Raw genomic sequence first — 17,776 nt, 5'->3', positions numbered from 1 at the left:
CGCCCGGCAAACACCAACCGGTTTGGGCAAAAAAATCTCCGCCATCCTTTGTACATTTGAATTTCGCAAACCAGCGCACCCATGACAATCACCACACTGGAAGGATTCTATAACGAAATTGCGTCGTTGGTCCCCGAAGGAATCGGCAAAGAGATCGGTCATTTCAATGTTTTCAAAATTGATGAGGTCGCGGCTCAGCTTAAAGTAAAACCGGTGATGCCCTACAACCGGCGGGCGTATTACAAAATCAGCCACATCAGCGGGCGGAACCGAGCTGAGTATGCGGATAAAGTAATTCATATCGAGAAGAATGCTCTGCTCTTTGCCACCCCAAAAATACCGTATCACTGGGTTCCGCAGGACGAAAACCAGGCGGGTCACTTCTGCATTTTCACCGCCGATTTTCTGGTACCGACCAAAAGCGGGGTGGTGTTGGACGATCTCCCGATCTTTCAGCCCGGCGGTTATCCCATCTTTCAGCTTACTGACGAAGCGTCGGAAGACATCGCGTATATTTTCCGCAAAATGGACAAGGAACTGGCCTCCAATTATGCCTTTAAATACGATCTGCTGCGAAATTACGTCCTCGAACTGATTCATTACGGACAAAAGTTGCAACCCGAAACCGCCCTCTATCCGTCACACACAGCCTCGGCCCGGGTGTCGTCTTTGTTCATCGAACTCCTGGAACGGCAGTTCCCGATCGAATCCCCGCACCAGAAACTCAGCCTGCGAACGGCCAAAGATTATGCGGAACGGCTGGCGGTTCACGTCAATCACCTGAACAAAGTGCTGAAAGAAAGTACCGGCAAAACCACTACAGACCTCATCAGCAGCCGGATCGTTCAGGAAGCCAAGATCCTGTTGAAGCAAACCGACTGGAACATTTCCGAAATTGCGTATTCGCTGGGATTCGAGGAAGTGGCTCACTTCTCTAATTTTTTCAAAAAACAGACCACCTTCGCCCCCATCGCCTTTCGATCCTAAACCCTCTGATTTGAATTTCGCAAAGGATGGATTGATGCTTGCAAACCGCACGCTGCTTCGACCCCCTACTTTTGTTTCAGTCAAATGAAACAAAAAACAACAATGGAATCACAACGTAAAATAGCCCTGGTCACGGGCGGAAGCCGGGGATTGGGTAAAAACATGGCCCTGCGTCTGGCTCAAAAAGGAATCGACGTCATTCTGACGTACAACAGCAAAAAAGAAGAAGCTTTGACCGTAGTAGCCGACATTGAACAATCCGGTCGGAAAGCGGCTGCCCTGCAACTCAATACCGGCGACGTCAAAAGCTTCGACGGTTTTTTCACCGACCTATCGGCGGTTTTACACGACACCTTTGCTACGGATCACTTCGACTTTTTAATCAATAATGCCGGTATTGGACTCTACGGCTCGTTTGCCGAAACGACGGAGGAAGCCTTCGATCAATTGATGAACATCCACTTGAAAGGCGTCTTTTTTCTGACCCAAAAATCGCTGCCCCTGATCCAGGACGGTGGCCGGATCATCAACCTGTCGACGGGGCTGGCCCGGTTCAGCCTACCCGGTTATTCGGCCTATGCGTCCATGAAAGGGGCCATCGAGGTCTTGACCCGCTACCTGGCAAAAGAGTTGGGCGCACGCGGCATTGCCGTCAACACCGTAGCACCGGGCGCCATCGAAACCGATTTCGGCGGTGGCGTAACGCGCGACAACCCGCAGGTCAATCAGCACATTGCCGGTTTAACCGCCCTGGGCCGGGTTGGACTTCCGGACGACATCGGCGGGGTTGTGGCCTTCCTCTGTACGGAAGAAGCCCGGTGGATCAATGCCCAGCGAATCGAAGTGTCGGGCGGTCAGAATCTTTGAGGAACACGGATTCCGCGGATTGAACGGATTTTAACGGAAGAATATCCGTTTTGATCCGCGGAATCCGTGTTCCTATAATAATCCTTTCAGCGTTACAACCACATTGACGCCATTGGGAAATGCTTTTTGGATCGGAAGTTCCCCTGTTGAAACCGTAGACGAATAGGCGATGGACCGGTTGCTGAAGATAGGCCGATAGCCAATTCCGAGACCGATTAACGTTGTCGTGTTGAGTCTGTATTCGGTGTTGAGTACGGGTTCAACCGCCACATAATTGACTTGCCTGCTCGTAAAGTTCCGGTCTTTCAAATCGTATTTTAGAAAGCCCCAACCCAGGAGGAGTTCCAGGCTGGAAGCGAATCGAGGGCCTTTCAGGAAATAATACGCGAGCTCCGTCCCTACCCCATTGATAAAAAGACGGGGTTGTTTATCAAATCCGTCGAGGTTAGCCGGGGCTCGGAAATTCGTCAAATAAAAGGAGTGATAGATGGAAAGCGAAGCCTGAAACCGGTCGTTGATGGTCCGACCCACTTTGACCCCACTCAGCATCGTCGTCTGATCCTGTAATTGCGTAAACCGCAGCGGCAAAACGATAAACCATTTTTTATCTTTCTGCATACGATCCTGTCCATAGCTGGCGATGGAAGCCCCGACGAAAAAAACACAGATTGACCAACGTGCTTTTTGATAAAGTGATCTCATTCTTACACCAGAAAAGGTTCTCCTAACGCTAAAATCCTGAGTTGATTATTGATTTTGCCTTCCGCGTAAAGATTTTTCAACACCGTTTCGGGTTCTCCCATCGGTTCATCGGCAGAGTCAAACGTTCCGTAATGAAAAGGAATGAATGTCTTCGCCCCCGTGGCATGAAAAGCATCGACGGCCTTGTAGGGGTCTTGATGATGCTGCCCCATAAACCACGTTGGCGAATAAGCCCCCGCGCCGATCAAAGCCACATCGATGGTCGGGAAAAGCGCACCAATGGATTTAAAGTGTGAACCATGACCTGAATCGCCCCCGTAATAAACGGTTTTCGTTTCGGATTGAATCATAAACCCACCCCAAAGGCTGGTGTTGACATCAAAAGGACTTCTGTTGGCCCAATGCCGGGACGGTAAAAACGTAATCTTCAAAGTGTCAGTAAGTTGATACTGCTGATACCAACCCGCCGATTGAATCGGGTTCGTAACCCATTTGGCCACGAGTTCATCAAGCTTCAAGCCCACCAGGAACCGGGCCTTCGGATTATTACGCGCGATGGTCTTGATACTGTCTTTATCGCAGTGGTCATAGTGTGCATGGGAAACCAATACATAATCGATGTTCTGGAATTTTTCCGGCTCCACAGGCAACTCCGAATAGCGTTTCACAACCGGCAACTTCCCGAAAACAGGGTCAATCAAGATGCGAATACCGGATAGCTGAATAAAAAAACTGGCGTGTCCCAGCCACACAATTTTATCGGATAATTCCGAAAGCCAATCCTCTTTTTTATGAACGGTTATTCGCCAGGTATCCTTTTTTTTCACTTCCCGCTGCGGATTTCTTTCCAGCATAAACTTAAGGACGGCGCTGTAACTGATTACCGTTGGATATTCGTAGTTGATGAAGAATCCATTCTGGTCCAAAGGCGTGCCTAACCAATCCGGCATCAGGGTTGATAATGCCGGATTGGAGGTGTAGCTTTGAATGGTTGGCAATTTTCTTTTGGCAAAAAACCGCTTGAGGATCAATAGCAATGCTGTTACCATTTTTCTGAAAATTATTGGTGACGACTCCTTACGCAAATCCTGTTAGTGACCTGCTGCTTGCCCCAGCAAAGTGGTTGGCGCATACCCAAAATGCTTTTTAAATGCATACGAAAAGTGTGAAAGGTTTTCGAACCCCACTTCGTAGCAAACATCGATCGGTTTCTTCTTTTTTTCGATAAACTGGTAGTGCGCCAGTTCCAGCCGCTTTTGGGTAAGCCACCGCTGCGGTGTGGTATTGAACGCTTTGCCAAAATCCCGTTTGAAGGTGGTCAGGCTGCGGCCGGTCAGGTAGCCAAATTTTTCCAGCGGCAAATTGAACATAAAATTCTTTTCCATATAGCCGACCAGATCAATTTTACCGGGTTCCTCGAAATTGGCCAATACGTGGTCGATGCCCTGGTCTATCGCCCGGAGAATGTGGATGGCTTCGGTGATTTTCAACGCGGCAATCGTTTCGGGAAGATCCGTCATGTCGAAATACGGAACCAGGGAAGCCAGACAGCTTTCCAGCAACGGGTGGTTGCTGAATCCATAGATTTTCTGCGATTCCGAAGCGCTGGGTTTCACCGGCAGGCTGGCGTAAAAATCCCTCAATCTGGTGGTTGTCAAATGCATGACGACGGTTTTATGCGGCTGGCCGTCTTTCGGATAATTGATGATCGTTGCCAGTTGATTTCTGGGAATTAAAAAAATATCGCCTTTCTTAAAAAAGTAGGTGGCATCGGCCTGCACAATTTTGGTTTCCCCCGAAATAAACCAGATCAGCATGTGGTGGTCGAACAGGATGTCCGACTTGAAAAACCGATCTTCATACCAGGAAAGTTTGATATCGTCGGTGATGTATTTGGCCTGATAGTCCATGTTTTTTTTGCTTTAATTGGATGAAATATCTGATCCATTCCCGTAGGGAATAAACAACGGAGCGTCGGTAGGCCAATTCGGTTATCCCGTATTCCGGCGTGCCGTCAGGCACGCAACATTGTATACCTGGCAGTCGCGTACCTGACGGCACGCCGGAACAATGGGTTATTCTTTTCTACCGCTACGGCGGCCCGGCGACGCTCCGCTGTTGAGCCCCTGACGGGGCAACAGAGCCTAAATAAAAGGAAATTGAATACTAATAACCAAAACGCTTCGGGCCATTAGGGCTGTCCGCTGTCGATCAGAGAAGGAGTCCCTAAACATCGAATGTAATTCCGGTCATTTCCTCGCTCCAGTTCCACAGGCGTTTTGCAAGGGTTTCATCCACTGCGTAGCGTTTTACACCCGTTGACATTTCGGTGTCGGAAGCCAGCCCGGCGACTTCGGCATCTTCGCAATATACCCCGCCGATTGCATCGAGCAAGGGACTGGTGGCACACCAAACCGTTGTGGCCGCCCCCTGGGGGACGGTTTTGAGGGAAGCGGCTACTTCCGGCAGCATATTCCCGTCGGCATCCAGAAATCCCATTTGCTGAAACAGCTCCAGGGGTGCTTCCCGACCCAATTCCGTGCCACCGATGGAACCGGGGTGCAACGAATAGGCCCGAACGTGGAAGGCGCTGGCCCGGTTGTCGAGTTCAAGGGCGAATAAATTGCTGGCGGTTTTCGATTGCCCGTAGGCTTGCAGCGTTTCGTAGTCGCGGTTCAGAAAATTGGGGTCATCGAAATCGAAAGGCGCGAATTGATGCCCGTGCGAGGAAACGTTGATCACGCGGGCGCCATTGGCTTTTTTGAGGGCGGGCCAAAGCCGGGCGGTAAGCTGAAACTGGGCCAGGTAATTGGTAGCCAGTTGCGATTCGATCCCCCGACTATCCCGGCGCAGCGGCACCCACATGATGCCCGCATTGTTGATGAGCAGATGAAGCGGCCGACCCGATGCCCGGAATTTTTCGGCAAAGGCGTCGATGGAGGCCGGAGTCATCAAGTCCATCGTTTCCAGTTCGACGCGGGGAATGCCGGCCAGATTTCTCTTTGCTTTTTCGGTGTCCCGCGCCGGAACGATGACTGTGGCTCCGGCGGCTGCCAGTGTTTTGGTGGTTTCCAGACCGATGCCGGTGTTCCCCCCGGTTACGATGGCGATTTTGCCGGTCAGGTCAATGCCTTTGATAACGTCACTGGCCGTGGTGGTAGCGTTGAATCCTGAACCGATCGGCTGCTGCAACGCGCCCTGATCATTTGTTTGTCCCATGATTTAAAACCGTTAATTGTTTTTGTTGGGACAAAATTAGGCAGGGCGGTTCTGAGCGACTTTGTTTAAACGTCCGAATATACTTTGTTTAAAAGGCCGGTGGTTTTTATAGGGTGCTTTCAGCTTATCTAGGGTTTGATGACAAACGCTTTTAACTCGTCCATTAAACCGTTGCGAAATCGCCAGACGTCGCAGTAGTCATAGAAGGCGGTTTTCCCATCGTCGTCCTTCAGGTTGATTTTGCCAATGGCGGTCACATAATCGCCCTCGGCAATGATGGTTTCGACCCTGAATTTTGGCGGTTCCGCGTAGGCCGTTGCCATCCATTGTCGAACGGCTTCCTTGCCTTTCAACGTCCTATCGCCCACAAAGGCCCATACAGTCTCTTCTGTGCAATGAGCCAGAAAACCCTCGTGGTCGCCCTGGATGATCGCTGCGTTTGCCTTTTCCAGAGTTGCTTTATTCGTCTCCATCCTGTGGTTTTTTCGTTAGGACTTTCGTCTTTTTGCCCCGTTCCCCTAAAGGGGACTTGGACGGAAACACACCTGATTTGAAAGTCCCCTTTAGGGGAACGGGGCAAAAAGACGAGTTTGGGCTTTCCTACCAAATGTCATTCATTTCGGTCAGCACCAGCGGTTTGCCGTCCGTAACCACAATGGTATGTTCATGTTGGGCCATAAAACCGCCCTTGTTTCCAACCATCGTCCAGCCGTCCTGCTGGGTTTCGGCATAGGTGGAAATCGTTGAAATGAAGGTTTCAATGGCAACGACCGAATTTTTCTTAAACCGGGTCGGATTCGAGCGGTCCCGGTAATTCGCTATTTCGCGGGGCTCTTCGTGCAGGCTTCTTCCGATGCCGTGTCCCGTCAAATTTTTAATGACTTTGTACCCCCGTTTTTTGGCTTCCGTTTCGATCAGATGCCCGATGTCGGCAACGCGAACCCCGCCTTTGATCGTGTAGATGGCTTTCTGCAAAATCTGCTTCGACGCGTCGATCAGTTTCTGGTGTTGGTTGACATCTTCGCCCAGCACAAAGGAGCCGCCGTTGTCCGACCAAAAACCGTTCAGCTCGGCAGAAACATCGATATTCACCAAATCGCCCTCTTTCAGAATGGTGTTGTCAGATGGCAGACCGTGGCAAAACGCATGGTTCACGCTGATGCACGTCCAACCGGGAAATTTATAGGTTAAATAAGGTGCTGATTTGGCCCCAAAATCCGCCAGGATGGAGGCTCCGTAGTCGTCCAGTTGTTTGGTGGTCATACCGGGTTGCGCATAATTTCGCATCGCCTTCAAGGTGTAGGCTACCGCTTCACTGGCTTTCTGCATTCCGATGAGTTCCGCTTCTTTCGTTATTGACATCGTCGTTTGATTGATTTTTTGAGTTCGCAACGGCCTGCGCCACGGTTACCAAACCGATTTTAGCGGTTCTCTTTCTTTTTAAGTTCTTTTGCCATCTTCAAAGAGTGCTTCAATGAATTCAGGTTGTTCCAATCGCTGTGGGCAATGATAATGTATTTTGGTTTTTGGTATTTTTTCTGAACCTTTCCAAGCGTAGTCGCATATTCGGTGACACTTCCATCGTCTAAATAGCCCAAATTATCCGCATCAACCCCTTTGATTAAGCAGCCCCCGTAGAGAATTTTTTCGTTTTTGAACCAGATGACAATATTGTCTTCGGTGTGTGCCGGTCCGGGGTAATACGTTTCAAAAGAATAAGGCCCGACCTGGAAAACCGTATCTTTTGTCATTAAAAATTCTGCCCTTTTTTTACCGTTCTTTTTACTCAATTCATCGGTAAGAACCGTCGTATAGGTTTTTATGCCCTGCTGCCGGTAGTATTCGAGTCCAGCCGTTTTGTCGCTGTGCCAATGCGTTGCAAAACACATGACCACATTTTGGTTATGCTTTACTTTGATGCTGTCGAGCAAGGGTTGAAACTGGGTGGTGTCCCAGGGCGTATCGAACATAACAACACCCTCTTTCGTGACAAGATACATTCCGTTTGCCGGTACTTGAGAGTCTTTGTAGGTGTTGTAGGTTGTGTAAATATAAAAGTCGCCCGTCAGGTGCGCTATTTTAAGTTTTTCGGGTTTTGCCTGTCCAAACAGATTGGTTAGCGTAAAAAGGAAAGCGATTGTCAGGATACTGGTCCGCATGTTGCTCGTATAAATTAGTTGCTGATGGTTTGTAAAATTACCAACATCTGGTAACGGGACGAAGTTTGGGTTGGTTTTTTTCGGACAAACAAAAGGTAATTTGCTAACAAAAAAAGGAGCCCCATTCCCGGAGCTTCCTCATGTATCAACCAATCCGTTTTAGGTTTCACAGGCCTTTCGCTTTTGCCCCGTTCCCCTAAAGGGGACTTTTAGCATTCGGAGGGTTCGCGTCCAAGTCCCCTTTAGGGGAACGGGGCAAAAGCGAAAGGCCTAGTTCCAATATATCCCTAGTTTTTACTGTTGTACGCCTTCCGCAAGGTCTCGGCTTCCGCGGCTGTTACGAGCGAAACACAGCCGTGCCGGGCTTCCGACGGAAAACTGACGTCCTCTTCCACCGTCCAGTGAATCAAGTCCGGCGAGGAAGAAGCCCCAAAGCGGTTGGTCATGCAATAATCGTAGAGCAACAACCAGCCGGGTTTGCGGGGGTCTTCCATGACGGTGGGGCCTTCGGTGATGACCGGAACGATCTGCCCTTTGTTCATCGGGCCTTGCACCACAGTATAGGGACCCTCCAGATTCTTCGAGGTGGCTACCCGAATGGCCCTGCGCTCACCGGTTTTGGCACCAAATTCTTCCTCTTTGTGGTAGAGGTAATAGGTGCCTTTGTGTTCCAGCAAGGTGCCGTCGATCACGGAATAGGGCGGCTCAAACAGGATTTTGGCCGGGGTGAAAGTCTTCCAGTCCCGCGTCCGGCAATACCAGAGCCGACTCTCTTTCCAGCCCGCATCCTGGTAGGACGACGACCAGAACAGCACATACTCCCCGGTTTTGGTATCATAAAACCATTCGGGTGCCCAGATGTTGCGGGCCAACGCGCCGGATGCGTTCCGCACGTCTTTCATCAACGGCAGCGCCCCTTCCACCTGCCAGTGAATCAGGTCCTTCGACGTGGCATATTGACAACTTGGACCCACTTTCTCCCGGTCTTTGCCGCCCCCGCCGGTTGTCAAAACACGCCAAAGCCCGTCCGGCCCGCGCCGAACGTACGGGTCGCGCATGGGTTGCTCCCAGACTGGATTGTTGTCGTTCAACGGCGTCCAGTGCCGCCCATCGGTCGACAAGGCAATGTGCAGTTTGTTGATCAGCATCGGGTTTTCCAGCGGCACCTCCACGGTTTTTCCCTGCTCATTGATCTCAATCCGGGTCGGATACCGCTGCCGGAAATACGTCAGCATCCAGACCTTTTGATCGTTGGCGATGTTGCGGGGTTGGTCGATCCCAAAACCGTCGGAGGCAGCTTTTTTTTCAGGTTGTGGAAACCCTCCCGTCAGGGCGAGAAACAGGGCAAACCATACGGCAAATGTCATAACTGCGTTATTTTTAGCCAAAAATAAGGGATATTTCCGTCAAAGTTAGCCGGGCTTTTGTCGGTCAATTAAACGAAGCCCTGAATTCCAGAGGACTTTGCTTCGTTTTGGTCTTGAATAATTTGCTGAACGACTGCGAATGTTCGAACCCCAATTCATAAGCGATTTCACCGACCGACAATTCAGTCGTGGAGAGTTTTTCTTTGGCTTTCCCGATCAGTTTTTCGTGGATGTGCTGCTGGGTTGTCAGCCCGGTAAGTTGTTTCAGCAAACTGCCTAAATATTTGCTGGAAATGTTGAGGCTATCCGCAACGTATTGCACAGTGGGCAAGCCTTTCGAGAGCAATTCCTCCTGGTTAAAATAGTCATCCAATACGTCTTCCAATCGCGTTAAAATCCGGCTATTGGTCATTTTACGGGTGATGAACTGGCGTTCATAAAACCGCTCGGCATACGTAAACAGAAGCTCCAACTGGGCAATGATGACATCTTGGCTAAATTTATCGATCGGTGCGTTGTACTCCTGTTTAATGTTGTCGATGATTCCATTCATCAGTGTTTCTTCCCGGTCGGAAAGAAACAACGCTTCGTTGGTCGCGTATCCAAAATAGTCGTACTTCTTTATTTTTTTAGCCAGGGATGTATTCCATAAAAAATCGGGATGAATGAACATCATCCAGCCCTGGAGGTTGGGTGGACGACCGTTTTCTTCACCCCGCAGAATCTGTCCGGGTGCCATAAATGCCATCAGACCTTCGTCAAAATCGTATTTCTGCTGCCCATACAACAGGTTGTCGCAACCCCGCTTCAGCGATACCACATAGAAGTCAAAAATAACCGCCTGAATATCGGAATGATTTTTAAATTGAGACACATCCACCACACTGATCAGCGGATGATGCGGTTTTTCAAGCCCCGTTAACCGATGCCCTTCCGGTATGGTTTTTATTCGGAGTAGTGTTGCATTCGACATCGTGCAAAAGTGGTTTTTTAAAATTTAAACGGATATTTCAGCCAGATTAACAACAAGGGAATAGCCAGAAACGGAATTTCCAGCAAAGCCAGTTTATAATCGCCCGCCCGCAACGCCAACGCCATGATTAACACAATGGAAAAAGCGTTTATCAAATTGGCGATAAAAAAGGTTTGCGGAAATAGTAACAGCAAGCCCGCTGCAATGGAAGCCACCCCAAAATAAGGTAAAACGGCTTGGGAAATACCCAGGGTTGCCATCATTTTTGCCTGTTCGGCATTGCCGGGTTGAAAGGCATCCCACCCGTGTTTGATACCCAGAAAAGCGGATACCAGAAGAAGAATTATGCTGATGATTTTCATTTTTTTGATTTATGTGAGTTACAATTATAAGCCTTTTGCTTTTGCCCCGTTCCCCTAAAGGGGACTTGGACGCGGCAACATCCAGATTCAAAAAGTCCCCTTTAGGGGAACGGGGCAAAAGCAAAAAGTCCTAGATTAGAAAAAAATCATTTACCGTACATCGTCGAAGCGCCCATTTTCCCGGCTTGTGCGATCAAAAACCGGGGCGCAATTCGGCTCATCACCCGCATGACTTTCGCCAGTCCCGGATAAATTTCGTCCTTGTCATTTTCCATGCCTTTGATGGCGGCATCCACAATTTTTTCGGGAGCCATCAAGGCACTGGCACTAAATCCGTCTTCGTTCCTGAATTTATCATTCAAGGGTGTCGAACTTCCCGGTGCTACCAATTCGATCACCTGAATGTCCGTATTTTTGAGTTGTACCCGTAAAGCCTGGGTATACGCCCGCAGTCCCGATTTGCTGCCGCTGTAAATGGGTGAAATCGGAAAAGGCATCAGCGCAATGCCCGAGGTGACATTCACGATGGCCGCGTTTTTCTGTTTTTTCAGGTGGGGCAGAAATTGTTGCACCATTCGGATGGGTCCCATCAGGTTGATTTCAATTTCGCGGGTGATGTCGGTCAGTTCGTGTGGCTGGTGCAGACTGATTTTCCGCATTTCACCGGCATTGTTGATGATGATATTCAAGTCGGGGAATTGCCGGGTTACCTGATTGTATAGCGTGATGATGTCGTCGGCATTGCTCACATCACTCTGCATGGTGTGGACGGCCGGCAGTTTGCGTTTCGTTTCCTGCAATTTTTCCGCGTTCCGGCCGGTGATGATGACGGTGTTGCCCAGCGCAAGCAATCTGGAGGCAAATTCGATGCCGAAACCGCTGGTTCCGCCGGTCACTAAAATGGTGTTGTTCTGTAAGTTCATCGTTCTGATCGTTTGTTGCTGCAAAGTTCAGCAGGGATCAGAAAACCGCTGTAGCCAAAAGTCGCAATGTTGTAGCTGAAAGGGCGTTACCGGTTCGTCGTCGGTATGGTTTGCCCATCCGGTTTACGTTGAATGAAGTCTTCTTTTTTGGTAAAATACTCCATTCCTAACACCAGCAGCGTTGAGCTGATGAACGATACCTTCTGCATAATGGCCAATAATCCCCAATCGCCGGAACCGTATAAGTAGAGGGTATAGTAAAAAATCAACAGGCAGATGACACAGGCAAATTTTAAAACGTGAAGTTTTGACTTCAGAATAAAAACCGTACAATAAAACAACCCAAGCAAAGACAAGGTACTCGATACCATAACCATCACGTCGTGCAAGGAAGTGACGATCAAGACATCAAGTGCGATGCTGGCAATCCCTACGGATTTTAAAACCGTAGCCGAATGGCGATCCGTCATCTTTTTTGACATATTGATAAAGAAAATCCCAGACCCAACCGAGTGGAATGCCACGCCCAGAATGGCCCAGATTCGGGACGGATTCTCTAAACCGTTGATTGCTTTTTCCCCAAACAGATTGCTGATGAAGTTTTTAGTCCAGTCAAATCCGACCGAATTTTTATCAAACAAGGAACCTCCGGGATAGAGCATGGTTGCGGTGATGATTAAAATCACCGAAATGACGATGCAGAGTAAGACGGCATGTTTCTTCATTAACTTTGTTTTAATTTTTGTAGCTATGCATTCAAGTACTGTAGGTGCATTTCACTAAATTAACTAACAGAAGAAGAGAAATTTTCTAACCTTTAAAGCAATGGTAATCGTCTTCGTCAATAATTTCCAGAAATTCTTTTAATGTTGAAACTTCTGGCATTGGTTCGTATGAATACCATTTGAGATTTGCTCGCAGCCAAAATATTTTCCAAACATTTTTACTTTTAATAAAAGTCGCCTTTGCATAACTGTATTCGGCAGACTCACTAGGATTATTCCAAATGGGGCGAATCTCAGTAAGTATCACACTTTGGTCTTCTATTCGGTAACTCAAATCCAACTGTTTCCTGATGTTTTCTGGAGGACGAACTTTTTCTATATAGTTCTCCATAATTTCAATGATGTCAACAGTTGTTAAGATGTCCATTGGCATTAGTAAACATATTTGCTTAGAAGTACTACCAACGATTGCAGCTAACGGTTTAGGGCTTTGCGTTCGGGCGGGTTTCGGAGTACAAAGTTTCAATTTATTACTAAAGTTCAATGGAAGCACAAAGCTCCAAGTTTGCAATTCAGCCCGCCTGACACAAAACTTGTGTTAGTGGCTACCCTTTTGTCAGTCATTGTTATTATATTTTAAGAACCCTTCTTCCTAATTTTATTAGTTCGTCATACTTGTCACATATTTGGAACTTCGTTCTGTGCAAATCATTAACGACTTCCCAAAACCTTTCAGGTTGCTCAATTTCCCATTCTGGAGGAACAGTTTGTCGTCCGTTGTTTGTTGGAAATGTTTGAACAGCAATTTGTCCTGTAAAATGGTCTACTGAATTTAAAAGCTCGATTTTCATTCTTTCTAGGTCAGGGTTTAGAAACTCAAAATCAGATTTATTGCATTCGTGTTCAAAATTGTCTAGGTCTTCAATACTGTCAGTATTAAAGCTAAACCCAGCAAAATTATTATGTCTTAAAAAATATATTGCACCGGTTTGAGGCAATAATTCAGTTCGTATTTTTTCAAATATTTGACGGTCAAGTTTGATTGTCTCATCATCATATTTGAAGATAGATTTCTTGAAAAATTGTCGTAACCAAAATAAGAGTAAGAATATAATTATTCCAACGGTCAACCACCAAAGTTTTATATTGAATGTCCAAAGATTTATCCACGCAGTCTGGAAGTCTACGTCATCTATCTTGGTCGAAATTAATGTCCAAAAAACAGCACCAATTGCTATAATAATCGCAGAAATTACTTTACTCCAAACTGGGTCTGCCCATATCTTTTTAAGTTGTTTCATTGTCGATCTGTTGTCGTCTTATAGAGTTGCACCTAACGTTGAAGCATTAGCGATGTGGTGTCATTCAGTATTCTGTCTGCCCGGTGCTCTGCTGATTAAAGATACAAAAGCCCATTGTTTATGCTGCTGTTCGGTGTTATTCGTTTGCCGTAACTGAACCCGAATACCGAACAAAAATCTGAGAATATATTCGTCGCCCCGCCATATTTCCAATGCAATGTTAGGCACAGTTGTTAAATCGATTTCTCATAGCTTAAAAATAGATACTCGGTAATTGATTTTGCAAGATTTACGGTTAGAATTGCATGTCTCTCGTCGATTTTATACCCTTTTTTTGATGGAGAGGTCCCATGAGAGTCCCCGTATGTATTCCTCAGTCCTGATACACCATTAATAATACTAAAAACTCCGGATAAAATCTGTTTCAGATTCTCATCTGTATAGTCACCAGGCGACATACTTAATAAAGATGCCACACTTTTATATAGTTTGATCAAATTCCCATCATAATCTTGCTTCTCTTTCGTTTTAGATTCAAGGATGAATAGGCATATTGATTCAATAAGTGTTCGGGCATTAGTTACTGCACCATCGAAATCCTTCTCAGCAATTTTTGAATTGCATTTTCTTATTTGATCATGGATATACTCAAATGAGATACGTTCTAATTCTTTCGTTTCAACCAAATCTGCAGTTTCAATATCAAAATCGGGATAATAGATAATATTCGTAATCTCAGGTTCATTATCTAGTAAGGGATATACAAGTTGTAATGCTTTGAATATCTCTTCTTTATCCTTTTCAGAAAGACTGTCTAGCTTTTCTTGAACTTTTGGATGGGACTTAATATGAAACGTGCTTAAGCGGGAATACCATCGTGAGCCAAATGTGCTTGATTCTTCTAAAATTGAAACAGAATGGCGCAGCAGGTCAGCTAGATCTTCTCGGCCTTTATATGCTAAAACCTTTCGTAGTTTTTTGATGTCGGGATCTTCCATACAATTGTGCCTAACGGTTTACGTATTGGCGATGGTGGGGCATTTGAAAACCGTCAGCTCAACATTTGTACAAATGCCCAATAGAATTACAAATGTTGAGTTTGCAACTGTCAGCCCCACTATTGCCAATACGATGTTAGTGGCAGCTGTTTTATTCTTCATCACCTTCCTCTTCTAGTTTTGTTTTAGTCCATTCTCCACCAATAAAGTCTCTGTCCATTGAATAACCGTAGTCTAAATCAAAAACTTCATTTAGTGTCTTGTCCCTATTTACCATTTCTTCTAATGCAACAAGCTTAATGTCGTCTGGCATTTGGTCACCTGTCAGAAATTGCCAATCTCCATCAGTGTCGTGAACAACCCTCAAAATAGGTTTGTAAAGGTCTAACCATTGTCGGGTTGTAAATATGCCTAAATTCTTTGCTTCTCTGAATTTGAAGTCTGCATTTCTGTCAAGCAGTGGCTGGTCGTGCAAAAACTTTTCTTCAAAATCTTCTTCCCAAGGAAACTTGTTATTTCTGTCTGTCCAAACAAGTTGAACAGCAGGGAATTTTGTCTTGTCGTAGTAGTTTAACGCTGCACTAAAATAGTTGTCTATATTCCTTTCATCAACTGGCAAAAACTCTGCTCGGCTATCTTTAAAAATGTTGTCGTAGTTAGTGTATGTCTTAATGGTTTCACCCTTCTTAATTAAGTCAGCAACATCATTAATTATTTCGTGTCCCAGTTTTTGAGTTAAGCAAAAACAAATTATTTCAGGTTGATTGTAAGTTTCAAATAGTCCTATACTATAAACAAATGATGGTGAATAGTCGGAACCACTAACCATTATAACTTGTAGTCCAAATTTGTCAATATTTGTCTTGGTCTGAACAAGAAGTTCGTCTTTGCTTATGCAGTTATGTTCTTTCTCTTTGTCCATTGTAGGGTGTCGCTTTACAGTTGCCACTAACTTCTAAATAGGCGAAGGTTTTGTGCAACAATATGAATCTACACCATTTTCATTTTAGATGTAGGCAAACCCAATAAATAACTTATTACCAAACACTTACAGAAAATATTCTTAACGATTAAGTGCAAATAAAATACAAAATGCGTATTTTGCAAACCGTGTTATTTGTTTTCTGCGGCAATACAAAATGCGAAATCTACAAAAATCCCTGACGTCCCTAATATTACAAAAAATTCTCATCACTTTCCAATATCCGACTCTCTATACATCTCACAATTTATGTGGTACAACCGCTTGTGATTGTCGTCCAGATTGATGTGACGGCCTTAAACATACGCGTGCATTATGTCCAGCAAATCGCCTTTCGAGACCAGCATTATTGCGCGTTTACCTTTTTCGATTGCGCCCACCACTTTGTTGATGCCAAAGGCCATTCCTAACTTCTTCGTCAGCTTTAATTTTAACGCAAACAATGAGATTATTCCCTTGCCTACCAGTTGTTTAAGTGCCAGCTGCACGTAATGTTTGTAGCAAATGGGTATTCATGAGCACTCCAGGCGTGCCGATAGGTACGCGACCATTGGCAACGTGGTCGCTTACCTCCGGAACGCCTGGAGTACTCAGCACACCGGTTTGCTACAAACATTCGACCCCTCTGGGGTCAATAATCTCACCGTTTGGGTTCATTTTAGATTTTTATTCGTTCGTAATCGTCGATAGATCGTTTGAAAAATGACAGGCAAAAGCCCCTTGCTCTTACGTCTCCCCCACTTGCACAAAACCGTTTGTTGATAGCCCGGCTATTTCTTGGCAAAATGGGGTAAAATGTATTTGACCAGAATATCAAAAGGCAATTTTGATTTGGCAGAATTGTAGCTATTGCCTGTGAAGGTTACCACCAAATCTAAATCCTTAATCACCATGATATACTGCCCGCCATTCCCGGAAGCAAAAACAACCGTGTGCTTCCAGTGATCCGTCTTTATTTCTTCCGTATACCAGGCATACCCATAATAAGTAGGTTGCGGAATAGCAGTTTTATTTCTAGAAATCTGCACATTGGAAAAGTCTTCAATTTTTATACGTCCTTCCGTCATTCTTTTAACCCATTTGCCGGAAACGACTCGTTTACCATTAAAAACACCGTCATTTAAAACCACCTGCCCAATTTTATTCATATCTCCCGGAGAAATATAAAAGGAACCCGCCGTCGTTTCGTGACCGAGCGGGTCTTTTGTCCACCGGTACTGGGTAATTCCCAACGGTTTGAACAGATATTGATCGGCAAACTCCGAAACCGACCTATGGCTGGCATGGGCAATGATACCGCCTAACAGCATGGCATTGATCGACGTATAATCCCACTTTGTCCCCGGTTTATTTTTTAAGGGCAGGTCCAGGCAAAATTTTATCCAGTCCTGCGTATTCTCCATGTCGTCTTCACAATCCTTGCTTCCATCCCATTCTTCGCAGTCAAAACCGGATTTCATTTCCAGCAAATGCTCAATGGTCATGCTGTCTTTTAAACTAGCCCAGTTTCCGTAGGGCTTATACTCCGGGAAAAAAGGATATACTTTTTGATGTACATTTTTAATAAACCCTTTGTCGATCGCAATGCCAATCAAGAGCGCCGTAATGGACTTAAAAGCAGAACGCGTATCATGCAGACTGCCCTTCCGTAAACCATGAAGATAGGTTTCAAAAACAAGCTTGCCACGTTGGGTTATTGTAACTCCCTCTAGGTTCGGATACGTGCCATTGTTTCCTGCAATCGCAATGCTATCCAGGAGGTTAGCAGGCATTTTCTGTGCAGTTCCGGAAGCGCAAAAGAATAGGAATACAATCAGTATTGTGAACCGTTTCATTCCGTTTTTCCTTTGAAGGTCGCATAAATGGCCATGGCGTGGCCGTGTCCCAATTCAAAATCCTCTTTCAGCCAGTTGGTTATTTCTGTCGCTTTTACTTTTGGATTAAGTTTTCCTTCAATGATAAATTCTTTTTCTTCCGCTAATTTTTTAAAGTCCGCCGGTGTTTTTCCGGTCTTAGCTTTGATGTTGTCTATGTAGGCTTGAAAAGACATACTGATTTGCGTTTTTTTAGAGTTTACTTTAGTAAGACTTTCGCTTTTTGCCCCCAACCCCCTAAAGGGCAGTCTGTAAAGTGCTTCCACTTTTCGCCCCCAACCCCCTAAAGGGGGCTAAAACATCCGGATTTTGAAGCCCCCTTTAGGGGGTTGGGGGC

General features: G+C 46.1%; 21 protein-coding genes. 2 read left to right on the top strand and 19 right to left on the bottom strand.

Annotated features, from left to right (window positions below):
- Window positions 1–81 precede the first annotated feature (81 nt).
- Window positions 82–987, top strand: a complete 906-nt coding sequence (locus DUE52_RS03870; protein WP_114404657.1) for a helix-turn-helix domain-containing protein — start codon at window positions 82–84, stop codon at window positions 985–987.
- Window positions 988–1,089: 102 nt separating this feature from the next.
- A complete protein-coding gene (locus tag DUE52_RS03865) occupies window positions 1,090–1,854 on the top strand; it encodes an SDR family NAD(P)-dependent oxidoreductase (protein ID WP_114404656.1) in 765 nt (254 codons plus the stop codon).
- Between the two features lie 72 nt (window positions 1,855–1,926).
- Here DUE52_RS03865 and DUE52_RS03860 read toward each other — a convergent pair whose 3' ends face one another.
- The 19 genes from DUE52_RS03860 to DUE52_RS03770 form a co-directional block, all read right to left on the bottom strand.
- On the bottom strand, window positions 1,927–2,556 hold the full coding sequence (locus DUE52_RS03860; protein ID WP_114404655.1) for a hypothetical protein: 630 nt from the start codon (window positions 2,554–2,556) through the stop codon (window positions 1,927–1,929).
- A gap of 2 nt (window positions 2,557–2,558) precedes the next feature.
- A complete protein-coding gene (locus DUE52_RS03855; protein WP_114404654.1) occupies window positions 2,559–3,605 on the bottom strand; it encodes an MBL fold metallo-hydrolase in 1,047 nt (348 codons plus the stop codon).
- A 42-nt stretch (window positions 3,606–3,647) separates the two neighbouring features.
- Window positions 3,648–4,466, bottom strand: coding sequence for a helix-turn-helix domain-containing protein (locus tag DUE52_RS03850; protein ID WP_114404653.1), 819 nt, complete (start codon window positions 4,464–4,466; stop codon window positions 3,648–3,650).
- Between the two features lie 316 nt (window positions 4,467–4,782).
- Window positions 4,783–5,775: an SDR family NAD(P)-dependent oxidoreductase gene (locus DUE52_RS03845; protein ID WP_114404652.1), complete on the bottom strand. Its 993-nt coding sequence runs from the start codon at window positions 5,773–5,775 to the stop codon at window positions 4,783–4,785.
- 128 nt (window positions 5,776–5,903) lie between these two features.
- Window positions 5,904–6,248, bottom strand: coding sequence for a nuclear transport factor 2 family protein (locus DUE52_RS03840; protein ID WP_114404651.1), 345 nt, complete (start codon window positions 6,246–6,248; stop codon window positions 5,904–5,906).
- A 127-nt stretch (window positions 6,249–6,375) separates the two neighbouring features.
- Window positions 6,376–7,137 (bottom strand): type I methionyl aminopeptidase, encoded by a 762-nt coding sequence (map, locus tag DUE52_RS03835; RefSeq protein ID WP_114404650.1) that lies wholly within the window; start codon window positions 7,135–7,137, stop codon window positions 6,376–6,378.
- Between the two features lie 59 nt (window positions 7,138–7,196).
- Window positions 7,197–7,934, bottom strand: a complete 738-nt coding sequence (bla, locus tag DUE52_RS03830) for a BlaB/IND/MUS family subclass B1 metallo-beta-lactamase (protein ID WP_114404649.1) — start codon at window positions 7,932–7,934, stop codon at window positions 7,197–7,199.
- Between the two features lie 287 nt (window positions 7,935–8,221).
- Window positions 8,222–9,301 (bottom strand): glycoside hydrolase family 43 protein, encoded by a 1,080-nt coding sequence (locus DUE52_RS03825; protein WP_114404648.1) that lies wholly within the window; start codon window positions 9,299–9,301, stop codon window positions 8,222–8,224.
- 64 nt (window positions 9,302–9,365) lie between these two features.
- Window positions 9,366–10,274 carry a helix-turn-helix domain-containing protein gene (locus DUE52_RS03820; RefSeq protein WP_114404647.1) on the bottom strand — a complete coding sequence of 303 codons (909 nt, stop codon included), beginning with the start codon at window positions 10,272–10,274 and terminating at the stop codon, window positions 9,366–9,368.
- A 17-nt stretch (window positions 10,275–10,291) separates the two neighbouring features.
- Complete coding sequence (locus DUE52_RS03815; RefSeq protein ID WP_114404646.1) at window positions 10,292–10,636, bottom strand: hypothetical protein; 345 nt, start codon at window positions 10,634–10,636, stop codon at window positions 10,292–10,294.
- A gap of 146 nt (window positions 10,637–10,782) precedes the next feature.
- Window positions 10,783–11,559, bottom strand: a complete 777-nt coding sequence (locus DUE52_RS03810) for an SDR family oxidoreductase (RefSeq protein WP_114404645.1) — start codon at window positions 11,557–11,559, stop codon at window positions 10,783–10,785.
- A gap of 86 nt (window positions 11,560–11,645) precedes the next feature.
- On the bottom strand, window positions 11,646–12,284 hold the full coding sequence (locus tag DUE52_RS03805) for a hypothetical protein (protein ID WP_114404644.1): 639 nt from the start codon (window positions 12,282–12,284) through the stop codon (window positions 11,646–11,648).
- An 85-nt stretch (window positions 12,285–12,369) separates the two neighbouring features.
- On the bottom strand, window positions 12,370–12,837 hold the full coding sequence (locus DUE52_RS03800) for a DUF3024 domain-containing protein (protein WP_222930253.1): 468 nt from the start codon (window positions 12,835–12,837) through the stop codon (window positions 12,370–12,372).
- 76 nt (window positions 12,838–12,913) lie between these two features.
- Complete coding sequence (locus DUE52_RS03795; RefSeq protein WP_114404642.1) at window positions 12,914–13,585, bottom strand: hypothetical protein; 672 nt, start codon at window positions 13,583–13,585, stop codon at window positions 12,914–12,916.
- A gap of 233 nt (window positions 13,586–13,818) precedes the next feature.
- A complete protein-coding gene (locus DUE52_RS03790; RefSeq protein WP_114404641.1) occupies window positions 13,819–14,583 on the bottom strand; it encodes an abortive infection family protein in 765 nt (254 codons plus the stop codon).
- 151 nt (window positions 14,584–14,734) lie between these two features.
- Entirely contained in the window at window positions 14,735–15,505 is a 771-nt protein-coding gene (locus DUE52_RS03785; protein ID WP_114404640.1) for a DUF4262 domain-containing protein, read from the bottom strand.
- Window positions 15,506–15,861: 356 nt separating this feature from the next.
- A complete protein-coding gene (locus DUE52_RS03780; RefSeq protein ID WP_114404639.1) occupies window positions 15,862–16,053 on the bottom strand; it encodes a hypothetical protein in 192 nt (63 codons plus the stop codon).
- Window positions 16,054–16,335: 282 nt separating this feature from the next.
- Entirely contained in the window at window positions 16,336–17,400 is a 1,065-nt protein-coding gene (locus tag DUE52_RS03775) for a serine hydrolase domain-containing protein (protein WP_114404638.1), read from the bottom strand.
- A complete protein-coding gene (locus DUE52_RS03770; protein WP_114404637.1) occupies window positions 17,397–17,615 on the bottom strand; it encodes a DUF4287 domain-containing protein in 219 nt (72 codons plus the stop codon). Before DUE52_RS03770 ends, DUE52_RS03775 begins: the two co-directional genes overlap by 4 nt.
- Between the last annotated feature and the right edge of the window lie 161 nt (window positions 17,616–17,776).

Source organism: Larkinella punicea, from assembly GCF_003334855.1.
GTDB lineage: Bacteria > Bacteroidota > Bacteroidia > Cytophagales > Spirosomataceae > Larkinella > Larkinella punicea.
Note: the sequence above shows the minus strand (reverse complement) of the source record. Positions and strands in the feature narration are given on the sequence as shown.

Coding starts and splice junctions, on each gene's coding strand:
- DUE52_RS03870 (WP_114404657.1), top strand. CDS start 82: ATGACAATCACCACACTGGAAGGATTCTATAACGAAATTGCGTCGTTG.
- DUE52_RS03865 (WP_114404656.1), top strand. CDS start 1,090: ATGGAATCACAACGTAAAATAGCCCTGGTCACGGGCGGAAGCCGGGGA.
- DUE52_RS03860 (WP_114404655.1), bottom strand. CDS start 2,556: ATGAGATCACTTTATCAAAAAGCACGTTGGTCAATCTGTGTTTTTTTC.
- DUE52_RS03855 (WP_114404654.1), bottom strand. CDS start 3,605: ATGGTAACAGCATTGCTATTGATCCTCAAGCGGTTTTTTGCCAAAAGA.
- DUE52_RS03850 (WP_114404653.1), bottom strand. CDS start 4,466: ATGGACTATCAGGCCAAATACATCACCGACGATATCAAACTTTCCTGG.
- DUE52_RS03845 (WP_114404652.1), bottom strand. CDS start 5,775: ATGGGACAAACAAATGATCAGGGCGCGTTGCAGCAGCCGATCGGTTCA.
- DUE52_RS03840 (WP_114404651.1), bottom strand. CDS start 6,248: ATGGAGACGAATAAAGCAACTCTGGAAAAGGCAAACGCAGCGATCATC.
- map (WP_114404650.1), bottom strand. CDS start 7,137: ATGTCAATAACGAAAGAAGCGGAACTCATCGGAATGCAGAAAGCCAGT.
- bla (WP_114404649.1), bottom strand. CDS start 7,934: ATGCGGACCAGTATCCTGACAATCGCTTTCCTTTTTACGCTAACCAAT.
- DUE52_RS03825 (WP_114404648.1), bottom strand. CDS start 9,301: ATGACATTTGCCGTATGGTTTGCCCTGTTTCTCGCCCTGACGGGAGGG.
- DUE52_RS03820 (WP_114404647.1), bottom strand. CDS start 10,274: ATGTCGAATGCAACACTACTCCGAATAAAAACCATACCGGAAGGGCAT.
- DUE52_RS03815 (WP_114404646.1), bottom strand. CDS start 10,636: ATGAAAATCATCAGCATAATTCTTCTTCTGGTATCCGCTTTTCTGGGT.
- DUE52_RS03810 (WP_114404645.1), bottom strand. CDS start 11,559: ATGAACTTACAGAACAACACCATTTTAGTGACCGGCGGAACCAGCGGT.
- DUE52_RS03805 (WP_114404644.1), bottom strand. CDS start 12,284: ATGAAGAAACATGCCGTCTTACTCTGCATCGTCATTTCGGTGATTTTA.
- DUE52_RS03795 (WP_114404642.1), bottom strand. CDS start 13,585: ATGAAACAACTTAAAAAGATATGGGCAGACCCAGTTTGGAGTAAAGTA.
- DUE52_RS03790 (WP_114404641.1), bottom strand. CDS start 14,583: ATGGAAGATCCCGACATCAAAAAACTACGAAAGGTTTTAGCATATAAA.
- DUE52_RS03785 (WP_114404640.1), bottom strand. CDS start 15,505: ATGGACAAAGAGAAAGAACATAACTGCATAAGCAAAGACGAACTTCTT.
- DUE52_RS03775 (WP_114404638.1), bottom strand. CDS start 17,400: ATGAAACGGTTCACAATACTGATTGTATTCCTATTCTTTTGCGCTTCC.
- DUE52_RS03770 (WP_114404637.1), bottom strand. CDS start 17,615: ATGTCTTTTCAAGCCTACATAGACAACATCAAAGCTAAGACCGGAAAA.